At 43.8% G+C, this 12,406-nt stretch carries 12 protein-coding genes; 2 read left to right on the top strand and 10 right to left on the bottom strand.

Going from position 1 to position 12,406, the window contains the following annotated elements; all coding sequences use genetic code 11:
* Positions 1–48: 48 nt before the first annotated feature.
* Positions 49–432, top strand: coding sequence for an SET domain-containing protein (locus AC3EBE_RS24360; protein ID WP_488597614.1), 384 nt, complete (start codon positions 49–51; stop codon positions 430–432).
* A 35-nt stretch (positions 433–467) separates the two neighbouring features.
* Here the strand turns inward: AC3EBE_RS24360 and AC3EBE_RS24355 are convergent, their stop codons facing one another.
* A complete protein-coding gene (locus AC3EBE_RS24355; RefSeq protein WP_488597613.1) occupies positions 468–1,931 on the bottom strand; it encodes a PAS domain-containing sensor histidine kinase in 1,464 nt (487 codons plus the stop codon).
* Between the two features lie 214 nt (positions 1,932–2,145).
* Here AC3EBE_RS24355 and AC3EBE_RS24350 point away from each other — a divergent pair, with 214 nt between their 5' ends.
* A complete protein-coding gene (locus tag AC3EBE_RS24350) occupies positions 2,146–2,895 on the top strand; it encodes an SDR family NAD(P)-dependent oxidoreductase (RefSeq protein ID WP_488597612.1) in 750 nt (249 codons plus the stop codon).
* 55 nt (positions 2,896–2,950) lie between these two features.
* Here the strand turns inward: AC3EBE_RS24350 and hemY are convergent, their stop codons facing one another.
* From hemY to AC3EBE_RS24305, 9 genes are all read right to left on the bottom strand, one after another.
* Positions 2,951–4,357 carry a protoporphyrinogen oxidase gene (gene hemY, locus AC3EBE_RS24345; RefSeq protein ID WP_488597611.1) on the bottom strand — a complete coding sequence of 469 codons (1,407 nt, stop codon included), beginning with the start codon at positions 4,355–4,357 and terminating at the stop codon, positions 2,951–2,953.
* A 518-nt stretch (positions 4,358–4,875) separates the two neighbouring features.
* The gene (locus AC3EBE_RS24340; RefSeq protein ID WP_488597610.1) at positions 4,876–5,673 is read right to left on the bottom strand and encodes a DUF2705 family protein; all 798 of its coding nucleotides are present in this window, start codon (positions 5,671–5,673) and stop codon (positions 4,876–4,878) included.
* 16 nt (positions 5,674–5,689) lie between these two features.
* Positions 5,690–6,487, bottom strand: coding sequence for an ABC transporter permease subunit (locus AC3EBE_RS24335; RefSeq protein WP_488597609.1), 798 nt, complete (start codon positions 6,485–6,487; stop codon positions 5,690–5,692).
* 3 nt (positions 6,488–6,490) lie between these two features.
* A complete protein-coding gene (locus AC3EBE_RS24330) occupies positions 6,491–7,375 on the bottom strand; it encodes an ABC transporter ATP-binding protein (protein WP_488597608.1) in 885 nt (294 codons plus the stop codon).
* A gap of 28 nt (positions 7,376–7,403) precedes the next feature.
* Positions 7,404–8,027: a TetR/AcrR family transcriptional regulator gene (locus tag AC3EBE_RS24325; RefSeq protein WP_488597607.1), complete on the bottom strand. Its 624-nt coding sequence runs from the start codon at positions 8,025–8,027 to the stop codon at positions 7,404–7,406.
* A gap of 141 nt (positions 8,028–8,168) precedes the next feature.
* Positions 8,169–8,792, bottom strand: coding sequence for an arylformamidase (kynB, locus tag AC3EBE_RS24320; protein ID WP_488597606.1), 624 nt, complete (start codon positions 8,790–8,792; stop codon positions 8,169–8,171).
* A 25-nt stretch (positions 8,793–8,817) separates the two neighbouring features.
* Entirely contained in the window at positions 8,818–9,657 is an 840-nt protein-coding gene (gene kynA, locus AC3EBE_RS24315; RefSeq protein WP_488597605.1) for a tryptophan 2,3-dioxygenase, read from the bottom strand.
* 20 nt (positions 9,658–9,677) lie between these two features.
* Complete coding sequence (gene kynU, locus AC3EBE_RS24310) at positions 9,678–10,964, bottom strand: kynureninase (RefSeq protein WP_488597604.1); 1,287 nt, start codon at positions 10,962–10,964, stop codon at positions 9,678–9,680.
* A gap of 210 nt (positions 10,965–11,174) precedes the next feature.
* The gene (locus AC3EBE_RS24305; RefSeq protein WP_488597603.1) at positions 11,175–12,170 is read right to left on the bottom strand and encodes a hypothetical protein; all 996 of its coding nucleotides are present in this window, start codon (positions 12,168–12,170) and stop codon (positions 11,175–11,177) included.
* Positions 12,171–12,406 lie beyond the last annotated feature (236 nt).

Here is a 12,406-nt window from a genome sequence, read left to right as displayed (position 1 = left end):
CATGCTTAAGAGGATTGACCAACTAGAAGAGGACGAGCAGGTGATACTATGATCGAAATCAAAACTTCAACCATAAGCAACGGAGAGTTCAACAGAGGTGTATTCGCCAAGCGTGACATTGCGAAAGGCGAGCTGATCCATGAAGCACCAGTACTTTCTTATCCGAACGAGCAGCATGAGCATATCGAAAAAACGGCACTCGCTGACTATGCATTTGAATATGGAATCAACCATTCGGCCATCCTGCTTGGATATGGAATGCTGTTCAACCATTCCTATGAGCCTAATGCGACATATGATATCAATTTTGACAATCACACCTTTGATTTCTATGCATACCGTGATATCCGTGCTGGAGAGGAAATTGTCATTAATTATAATGGAGAGGTCGATAACAATGACCCTCTATGGTTTAATGAAGAGGAAAAATAGCAGAAAGCGGCTCCCAAATGGAAGCCGCTTTTTCCTTACTTTTCAATGAAATCCAAATAGACCATTACGGTTGTTCCCTTCCCTTTTTCGCTTTCAATTTTCATCTGGCCGTTATGTTCCTGGATGATTTTATTACTGACAGTCAAGCCAAGCCCGATTCCCTTATCCTTTGTCGTGTAAAACGGCGTTCCCAAGTACCTCATCAGCTCCGCTTCAATTCCCGGCCCTTCATCAGCAATGCTGATCAGTATCTTCCCTTCACTGTCCTTTTTTGTATTGATAAAGACCTTCCCGCCATGCGGCATCGATTCAATCGCATTTTTAAGAAAGTTCAAAAACACTTGTTTGAGCTGATGCGGATTGCAAAGCAGCATGACTGGGTCTTCACTGTAATTTGTATTGACCTGGACATTGTGCAGCATTGCTTGCGGGTGGATGACACTGATTGTGCTGTCAAGGATCGTTCTTAAATCCTCTTCGACAAATTGGACAGCCTGCGGCTTGGCGAGTGACATGAACTCATTGACAATCATATCGATACGGTCCAGTTCATTCATGATGATCGATAAGTAATCTGCCTGCTTCTCTTTTTCGAAACAGGTTTGCAGCAGCTTCGAGAAGCCCTTCAGAGCGGTCAGCGGGTTGCGGATTTCATGTGCCACTCCTGCTGCAAGCTGCCCGGTAACAGACAGGCGGTCCAGATTTCGGATTGTGGCATCATTTTTGACCCGGTCGGTAATATTCCTCCCGACGCTAACGAACGATTCGATTTCTTTTTTGTCATTATAAATTGGTGAAAAATTGTATTCTGTATAAACAGCAGTATTGTCGCAGGTAGTGAATTTTTTTTGAAGAAGCTGCGGCTCTCCCGTTTCCAGGATTTCGTTTAGTTTTTTATCCAGAATCATGTCTTCTTTTGGCGTTAAAAATTCGCTTAAGCTTTTGCCGACAATCTTCTCGGGGGGCAAACCTATTACTTTCCCATGAGAAGGCGAAGCGTAAACAATTGTTTTATCCTTTTGGATGACCTTGATCATATCAGTCGTATTTTCGGTAATCAATTCATAGAGTTCCCGGGTCCTGTGCAGTTCTTTTTCCATTTGGACAATTTCCGTTATATCTCGATAAATAGCAATGACGGCAATGATTTCTCCGTTTTTATTGCGGAATGGAGAATAGGAAACTGCAATGTCCAGCAGAGAACCATCCTTATGGTAACGCTGGGTGATCATATTGGTATAAGCTTGTCCCTTTTGCACTTCCTCAATAATATCCGGTACGAACTGGGGATTGGCAAATTCATAGAAGGTGCGTCCGATAACATCCTCCTCGGTGAACCCGAAAATCTTTGTATATATATGGTTGATCCTGACAAAGCGATTCTCCATATCGACAATAGCAAACCCGTCCGCAGTACAGCCCAAAAATAAATCAAGAAGCTCATCTGGATTATAATTCGTATGATCCTCGGTTCCAAACAGGGGAAAACTATTACGCATAGAGATCTCTCCAAACATTTCATTATCTTTATAATACTATTTTACTGAAAGTTTCCACTTTTCAAAAGATGTATTTTATAAGTTCTCTACTTCCCTGACTGGAATCGCTTAATGAATGTTATTTAAGGGTAGTTCAGGGTACTTTAATAAAGTCATGGTTATCCGTGCATAGGTCCAAAATATAAATCGAATGATTTTATAGGAGGTTTTACATATGAATAAGGTTGCCATCATTACAGGCGGAGGCAGTGGATTAGGCCAGGCTGCCGCACTTAGATTAGCAGAGGAAGGAGTGGACATCGCTGTTGTTGATATTAATGAAGAAGGCGGAAATGAAACTGTTGAAATGGTAAAAAAAGCAGGAGCAGATTCCATTTTTATCAAAGCTGATGTTTCCAAACAAGAAGATGTAAAAAATTATGTTGATCAAACCGTTGAACATTTTGGGACAATTGATTATTTCTTCAACAATGCGGGAATCTCTGGCAGCGGGGCATACTTCCTGGATTCTTCCATTGAAGAAATGAATAAAATAGTCGGCATCAATTTAATGGGAGCTTTATACGGTGTACGCTACGTTGCAGAAGTAATGCTGAAAAATGGAGGCGGCTCCATCGTTAACACTGCATCCAGTGCGGGTGTGATCGGGCAGGATTCTGTCGTAACTTATTCAGCTACAAAGCATGGAATTATCGGCCTGACAAAGAGTATGGTTGCGGAATACGGCAAAGAAGGACTTCGCGTGAACGCCATTGCTCCAGGCCCAACAGAAACTCCAATGGTAAAAGCTTTCTATGAAGCTAATCCGGAAATGAAGGAGAATGCCACGAGAGGAATTCCCCAACAACGCCTGGGAACACCGGAAGAGGTAGCAGAACTTGTAACATTCTTATTAACATCCAAGGCTGAGTATATTAATGGTGAAGTGATCCGAATTGATGGCGGATTCACGAATACTAAATAACACCAAATGCAATCAGACTGTAGGAAAATCATATCCTACAGTCTGAAACCACATCTTAGGTTAGATAATTAAGAACTTTTCCTACTGCAGCTTCTGCCTGGTCGATGCAGCCAGGAATCCCCACTCCTTCAAAGGAGCCACCGGCTAGGAAGACTCCTGGGAGCTCCCTGCTTAAATTCTCCTTAACCTTTTCGATTTTCTGCAAATGACCTACTGTATACTGTGGCATCGCCTTTTTCCATCTTGTCACGATGTGAAACTCAGGCTTCACGGTGATATTCATCGTTTTGTTTAAATCTTTTAAGACAAGCTCGACTATTTCTTCATCAGAAAGATCGACTGCCCCCTGGTCATCCGGCTTTCCTACATAACAGCGCAGCAATGCCATATCCTCGGGAGCCGTTCCGGGCCACTTCTTATGCGTCCAGGTACAGGCAGTAATCCTGAAGCAGCTGTTCCTGGAAACGAGGAAGCCAGTTCCCTCGATGTCTTTTTCAATCGCTGACTTCGGGAACGCCATCGCTACATTGGCAACCGAATTGGCTGGCATGTCTTTAAAAACATCCATAAAGGAGTAATCAGACAGCATCTTCCGGGCATGGAAACGGTCTGTTGCGATAACGACGCTGTCCGCAATTTCTGCTTCTCCGCTAGTGAATAGTACCCGATAGCCCTTCTCCAGCTTTTCAACTTTTTCTACTGCTGTTCCCTTAAGAACAGAGTCCTTTTGAAGTCTTTTTTCCACTTGGCGGATGAGCTCTTCCAATCCGGTAGTCAGAGAAATGAACATTCCCTTTTTGGAAGGAACCTTTTTCGCTGTTTTCGGCGGCTTTGGCATCGTCTTGTTCAGGCCGACTACGAGGCTGCCATGCTTCTGTTCAATATCATAGAAGTTCGGAAACAGCGCCATCAGGCTGAGCTCATCGATATCCCCTGCATAAATCCCGGACAATAATGGTTCAATCAGATTTTCCACCACTTCATCTCCAAGACGTCTGCGGAAAAAAGCCCCTAAAGATTGGTCTTCCATCGCCTTGCCCTTTGGTAAAATAAAATCCCCGGCTGCCCGCAGTTTGCCCAGAGGAGAAAACAGCCCCGACAGCGCAAACGGAGTAACCTGTGTAGGGATTCCCATGAACGATCCCTCTGGCATGGTATGCAGCTTTCCGCGTGCGTAAATATAGGATTTACCTGCAGTATTTGAAACGATTTTATCCTGGAGGCCTACTTCTTCTATTAATCTAAGCGCGCTCTTTTTTCTGGCAATGATTGAATCAGGACCCCGTTCGATGGTAAAACCATCCCTCTTTGCCGTGCTGATCACACCTCCAAGCCTCTCGCTCGCTTCTACTAATTTCACCTGTAATGGAATCAATTTTTCGCTTGCTTCTTTTTGGAGGTAAAAAGCCGTCGCAAGCCCCGTAATGCCCCCGCCAATGACGATGACCTTCTTGTTTTCCATTCTGCTCACCTATTCCCTAGTGTTGATATACCGATTTTATATTTTGTGGTTAACTATATCTGTGAATTTTTTAACATAATTTGAGTATAGCACCAGTTTCCCAGCTGACGAGGGGAGCTTTTTTAACAAAATGTGAAATTACCTTTCATTTGAGTCTGTTAAAAGATTAATTGCGAATTTCTCATGTTTCAACAAGGAATTATCTTAGATTATGAGTTATTTGATGGGGGAATAGGTGTCGTATTATCAATGTTCCCGGGTCCGGGACGATTTATCTACGTAAATGCGAATTTATCTACGGTTAAGGTCAATTTATCTACGGTAAATGCGATTATATCTCCGGTAACAGTCAATTTATCTACATTCACACTTACCAGGCTCTCATTTTTGGGCACTGGTTTTATATCCGAATCCACTTCTCATTCAGACAGTTTGGAGCTATAGATCTCTTCATCGTCATATTTAAATGCCGAACCCCAGCTGCAAACTAAAGCCCGGAAATAATTCCGGGCTTTCATTTAGGCATGCAAATCTCTTTTCCTATAAAACAAATAGGTTGCCAGCGTCAATAGGATAATCAGCACAACAGATAATGCGAGAAAAATTGTGTCCAATCCGCCTTCCATCAAAATATCCTTGGCATCGTAATACTGGAATGGAGTGAAATATCTCAGCCCTTCAAGCTTTGTGTTCATCTCGATGGCGATGGATAATATGAAGAAGATCAGCAGGACAGCTGTCGATAATGACGTAGCCTTTTTTGCATTTTTTAACATGGAGGCAATTGCCGTGCCAATCACCAGGAACAACAGCTGCAAAATGAACATGCCTGCCATCAGCAAAGCGATGTCGCTTGTATAATTCACTCCAGCTGCAAATTTCCCGACCATTCCGAGCGAGGAAGCGAATGTTACTAGATTAAAAATCACGACATTACCCAGGGCAGCGAGCAATTTTGAAGTAATCATCCTCGATCTTGAAACAGGTTTTACGACCAGGAATTCAACGGTCTTATCACGCTCTTCCTTGGAGATGATATTCGCGCCAAGCATAGCTGCATGGATTGCCGCCATCACGGCAAGATATAAAAACAGCACTCCGTAGTAGCCTATGGGAGATGATAAATCAAGCGACCCCACTCCCATGATGGCCTGCAGCGATTTCGGCATATCCGCCATCAGCGAATTCATGGACTGCCCTGTGCCTTCAAGGCTTGCATACTTGCCCATTCCAGACGCAACCATGAAGATGATGCCGATTGACCAGATGATTAAAGCCTTCCTGTTTGCTTTCATTTCCCTCATGAAAATATTCATGTTTCCAGCCTCCTCCCTAGACGGTATGGACATCCTTTTTTACATACAGATAATAACTGGCCGAAACCGCAGCAATGATGAATAGGATAGCCGCCGCCAGAAAGGAATTTTCATAGGCGCTATTTTTAATGACATAGGCGGAATCAAAATAGTTAAACGGCGTGAAATATCTTAACGCTTTGTCATCCGTTGTCGAGCTGACCATTCCGATGATGAAAAAGCCAAACACCGTACCAAGCGAAACAGAAATGACAGATTTAATTTTTGGGAATGCCGCAGATACAATGATTCCGAGAGCCAGGAATATAAGCTGGATGATAAACAGCGATCCTGAAACAAGGATTAATCCTTTACGGCTAAAATCATTACCGGCCACAGCTGCAGCAATCACCATTGTTCCCACGATAAAGACGATATTCGTAAGCACCAGAGAAACAAATGCGGCCAAAAGTTTGGACGTAACAATCTGAACCCGTGTCACCGGCTTTGTCAGCAGAAAATCGGCAGTCTTATCTCTTGTTTCTTTTGATAAGATCGAGGTCCCAAGGTTCATCGCCTGGATGGCTCCCGCAAGTTTGATGTACGTAAATGCATAAGAGAAGAATCCTAGAAGTGTCGCAATGCTGTCAACTGACAATCCAATCGCCTTCCTTAGCTCAACCGGGAAGCCTTCGAGCATCTGCTTGAATTCATCCGCATCCCTGGAGAAGGAGGGGTACATCGACAGGAACAGAGCAACCAGGGCGACGAGTGAAACAGTCCAGACCACGGTCGATTTCCGATATGCCTTCAGTTCATGAAGGAAGATGTTCATGGCTTACGCCTCCTTCTCATAATAATGCATGAAAATCTCTTCGAGGTCCGGCTCCTCAATCCAGAGGTTCATGATGTCAATTTCAGCAATTCTCTTCAGGATGGAGTTGATGTTTCCTTTGAATAGGAAACTGATCGTGTTTCCATCCTGTTCAAGCTGATTGACACCATCTGCTTTGAAATGCTCTCTATCAATATGTCCTGCTGTTTCGATTCTGAATTTCTTGTACGTGTTTTCCTTAAGCGTACTGATTTTCTCGACAGTGACAATTTTGCCTTCCTTGATGATTGCCACCCGGTCACACAGCCTTTGAACCTCGCTTAAAATATGGGATGAGAATAGAATGGTCGCACCCTTCTTGTTCTCATTCTCCAGCAGCTCAAAGAACTTTTGCTGCATAAGCGGATCAAGGCCGCTTGTCGGTTCGTCAAGAATGATCAGCTTTGGCTCATGAAGCAGCCCCTGGACGATCCCAACCTTCTTTTTATTGCCTAGAGAAAGGTCGTCGATTTTCTTCGTAAGATCTAGCTCCATGATTTCAGCCAGCTCCTTGATCCTGCTGGTGCAATCCTTTTTATAAAAACTGGCCGAGTACTTCAGCAGATCAATAACCTTCATATTGTCATAATAAAAAACTTCTGATGGCAAATAACCGATTTCCTTCTTGATCTCCGGTCCAGCTGTAATAATATCCTTGCCAAAAATCGCTGCGCTTCCGCTTGTCGGATAAATCAGCGATAACAGCGTCCGGATCGTCGTCGATTTCCCTGCGCCATTTGGGCCGATGAATCCAAATATCTCCCCTTCTTCCACATTGAAGCTTACATTCTCAATTCCCCTGGCCTTGCCGTACATTTTCGTCAGATTTTTAATCTCAATCACGTTCATGCCAGACCCTCCCAGATTCATGTATCTCTCACTTATAGAACGACTTTTTCAGCATTTCGATATATACTTCTGCTTCTTTAAATGCTTCATCAAAATCGCTGATTCCCTTGTTAAGCAATTTTGCTTTTTCCATCTCCTGATTGCTGAAGCCTTCCAAAGTCCACATGATGATATTGATTGTTTTTCCAATATCAGTTCCTTCACGGAATCTCGAAAGGTCGATGTTTTCAAAAAGCCTGTTATAGCTTGTGTGCATCAGTTCCATGGTGGTGCTGGTAAGCTCCGTGCTGACTTCTCTTGCCGCTTCCATTGAGGCTTTCATCATGAAATTGAACACTTCAGGGTACTTAATCATCAGCTTGCTTTTAAGTCGCATTAAATTCTTCAACCGCTCAAAAATATCCCCTTCGCTGAAATCCAGTTCATTGAAGAATTCCTCCGCCAGCACCTCGACAAAATGGTTGTATAAAAATAAATACAGTTCTTTTTTGTTATTAAAGTAATGGAATAACAGGCCTTTTGAGATTCCTGCTGATTTCACGATTTCGTTGGTGGATGCATTTTCGTACCCTTTTTGGGCAAATTCCTTAAGGGCTGCATTCAGGATCCGTTCCTGCTTTTCTGGGTGCAAGCTTAAAAACTTTAAAGACATTTTAGCCTCCTTAAACATTATTGACCAGTGTGGTCAATTACATTGTATTCCTCATTGACCACACTGGTCAATAAAATTCATGAACTATTTTTCGACATAAAAAGGCTGCCTCATTTATGAATAAGACAGCCTGAAAAAGTATTATTTTTTTCTGATCACAGCTCTAATCGGACTTCCATCCGCCTGCTGCAGAGGCAGCGGCAGGGCTGCAAGCTCGTAATCACCTGGCTCGACCTCATCCAGCACCAAGCCTTCAAGGATATGAATCCCGTTACCGTTCAATTCGTGATGGGCACTCAATTCCTTGCTGTCGAGAGGGTCGACAGATGGCAAATCCAGTCCCAGAAGCTGAACTCCCTGCTCTGCAAGATATACGGCCAGCTCTGGCTCAATATGCGGGATGGATTCAGGGAATACTGTTTTGTCCTTCCATGCATCAGTTCTGATCAATAAACGCTTCACGCCCTGCAGCGATTCATCCTTCAAATGGCTGATTCCAATGCTGGCAGGCTGATTCAAATGAATGACCTTTGCGTGACCGATATAAAGATTGAAATCGAGGTCAATAACCCTTTTTCCATCATTATCAAAATGGAACGGGGCATCAATATGCGTGCCTGTATGGGTGCTCATCGTCACCTGGCCCACATTTACAGAACCGCTCTCCTCCATCCCCCAGCTCACTCTGTACTGGAACGGTGTATCTCCCGGCCAGACAGGAATGTTATCATGCAGAACCTGTGAAATATCTTTCCATTCTCCCATAGCGTTACCTGCTTTCTTTCAATATTTATAGCTTCGTCCTCAGGCTCCAGAGCTCGGGGAAGAATCTGTGGTCGACTACCTTTTTTAAATAGGATACACCTGCGGACCCGCCTGTTCCAGGCTTGTGGCCAATAATCCGTTCGACCGTGCTCATATGGTTGAAGCGCCAAAGCTGCTGCAGGCTGCCGATATCGACAAGCTTCTCTGCGAGCTCATACAAGTCCCAATATTGGTCCACATTACGGTACACTGTCAGCCACGCTTCCTCGACACTGGCATTGGGTTCATAAGGGGCAGACCAATCCCTGTTCAGCGCTGCATCATCAATTGACAGACCTCTCATGGCCATCGCACTGATTGCCGCATCATAGATACTCCGTTCATGAAGTGCGTCCTCCATTTGCTTTGAAAGCTCTGCATCATGCTTGTAGACAGACAAGGCATGGGCATTCTTCTGGCCGAGCGCAAATTCAATCAGGCGATTCTGGTACGACTGGAATCCGGAAGAATGACCAAGCTTGTCGCGGAATTCCATGTATTCAGATGGTGTCAAAGTGGATAATACGCTCCATGACTGGATCAATTGCTGCTGGATTCTCGACACCCTTGACAGCATTTTGAATGATGGTTCCAGGTCATTTTTTCGGATGCATTCAATGGCAGCCTTGACTTCGTGCAAAATCAGCTTCATCCACAGTTCGCTTGCCTGGTGGATAATGATGAACAGCATTTCATCATGGTGGTCAGAAAGCCGCTGCTGGCTTGATAAAATTTTATCTAACTGCAGGTAGCTTCCATATGACATTTCTTTTTCAAAGTCTGTATGAATCTGTTCTTTTTCAAGTCCTGACTTTTGATTCTCCATCCCTTTAGCCCCCTTGGAATTTAAGCTACAACTTCACGCTCATTGCTGTATTTTTCATATAATTTCCCAGTCATGATTTCCTTTAAAATTTGAACGGCATTCCAGACATCAGTATAGGAAGTATACAGTGCTACTGGTGCAAGCCGGACGATATTCGGAGCGCGGAAATCCGGGACGATCCCCTTTTCCTTGAGCGCTTTGCAAATCCTTGCCGCTTCCTTGTGCTCCAGGCTGACATGGCCGCCGCGCCTGAAATCCTCGACAGGGCTGCCGATCGTAAAGCCGGCATCACCTAGCTCATGCTCTATTAAATCCATTAAGTATTGATTGATTTTCAGGGACTTTTCACGAATGTTATTGATCCCTGCCTCATCAAACATTTCCAGGGAGCCCAATAGCGGAGCCAGGCTTAACACATGCGGGGTGCCAATCTGGTAGGCACCTGCATTTTCCGCTGGTGTCATCACATGGTCCATATCGAACTGCTTATCCTTTCGCGAGCCGAACCAGCCTGCAAGACCTGGTTCCGTGCCAAAGTGCTTCGAGTTGACATATAGGCCAGCAACTGCACCAGGGCCTCCATTCAAATGCTTATAATTGCACCAATAAGCAAAGTCCACTCCCCATTCTGTAAAGGAATGCGGGATGGCACCAATGGAGTGGCAGCCATCAAAGCCAATCAAGATTCCACGGTCATGCGCCGCCCTTGTCAGGCGCTCCATGTCGAGAATCTGGCCGCTGCGGTACAGCACCGTCGGCAGGATGACTATCGCAATTTCTTCTGTCATCGCTTCAATAATATCATCTTCATCGAGGAATCTTCCGTCCACGCTTTTTACCTGGACCAGATGGGAATCAGGATCATATCCATGGATGCGCAGCTGGCTTTGCAGTGCGTATATATCTGAAGGAAAATTCAATTCATCCGCCAAGATCTTTGTCCTTTTTCCTTCTGGTTTATAAAAAGTAGCAACAAGCTGATGCAGATTAATCGTTGTGGATCCGCTTACAATTACTTCCTCAGGCAAAGCGCCGACTAACGGTGCAGTCAGTTTCCCAAGTTTTTCGGATAGATAGAACCATGGATGATTGCCGCCCATCCAGCCGTCAATGCCATGCTCCCTCCAGTCAGACAATGATTCCAGCAAAGTTTTTTCAGCCCTCTTGGATAAAAGGCCAAGGGAATTGCCATCTAAGTATATTGAATCCTCTTTTAAGTAAAATTCGTCACGGAAGCGGGCAAGCGTATCCTCCTGGTCAAGCCGGGCGGCGAAATCCGCAGCAGGCTCGAATTCATAAGACTTCATCGTATCTCTCCCATCTTATTTGCAGCTAGAAAAATCGTAACAAGAACTCAGGCAAGCGTCAATAAAAGGTCTGATAATTCTAAAAAACAAAAAACAGCCTCCGATATGGGGCTGTTTCGTTGCAGGTAACCGTAAATAAAATACAGGCAACCGGAAATAAATTGAAGGTAACCGTAAATAAAATCCCGGTAACCGTAAATAAAATGAAAGCTAGGCAAATCGATAATAAATCAATAAGAATGCCGCAAGCACAAAGATGAAGTTCAGGAATACAAAGATGAATTGATCTGTCTTTGTCTTGTGCATTTTGATTGGCGGATTGTAGAAAGAAACACCTTCAATGATGAAAATGATCAGGACGATGTGGACCATGAAGTGGCCAACGATTTCCGTGAAGCCAAATAGCATCGTTGTCAGGATGAAAATCGTTGTAACCACAAAGCCCAGGACCCTGTTCAAAATACCGACGACAAGCAAATAACCAACGACGAACTCCACGAATGCTGCCATGACAATAAAGGCAGCTGGTTCAAATCCAAATGTCGGTACTCCGTGGTTTGCGACTATATCAAGGGACATTGTTGGATAAACCCATTTTTCGACTGCCACCCAGCACAGGGAAAGTCCAGTACCCAAGTACAAGAATGGGAATCCTATCTTTTCTAGCTTCGTGCTGCCAACAAGCAGCACTCCGATAATCGCTACATAAAAACCGTAATCTAGCATGTGGAAGATACCTTGATGCATTGTCACATCGATAAAAAGGAAGAGTAAAATTGCAGCACCGATTTTAGTTGCTATATGATGTGGAACAGCAAGGAAGCCAATTGTCAGCCAGACAAGAATCGTCATCCATGTTGTTTCCACGTGGAATTCCGGTGCAAATAATGTACCATTTGATATTTGGATCAACAGCGCAGCTGCAGTTCCGTACTTTAGCAGGTATCTTGAGTACTTCCTGAAACCAGAAAGAAAATCATCCATCTTTTTAATCAGCGGCCATTCAGCTGTTTTTGGAATGATCAATGTAAGTGAAGCAAGAACAACCGCGGCCAATAAAGCCAAACCCATGAATAAAGGCGACATGATGTTCTCAATTGTTTCTTTTTGAGGTGTAACCTCGGTAAACCATTTAACGTGTGCTTGTGTATAGAAAGGCGTTAAAATCAAGCCTACTCCTAATAAAATTTGTAATAACTTTTTCATGACTGATCCCCCTCGGAAATATAAACACTATCGATATAGTAATAATACAATGGACCTATATCGGTTGGATGTTGGAGATATGAACATTATGTGAATTAATTCACATAATTTATTTTGGATAGGTGTTATATAGCTAGTGTTTTCTATTTTGGCTTTTATTAGTTACCTCTTTTTGATTCTTTTAAGTTATAGAGGGCTTATAGATTTATTAGGTACCACTTCGGCCTCATTTTCCC

Source organism: Mesobacillus sp. (assembly GCF_057785455.1).
The sequence above is the reverse complement of the archived record's forward strand: the minus strand, read 5'-3'. Positions and strand labels throughout refer to the sequence as shown.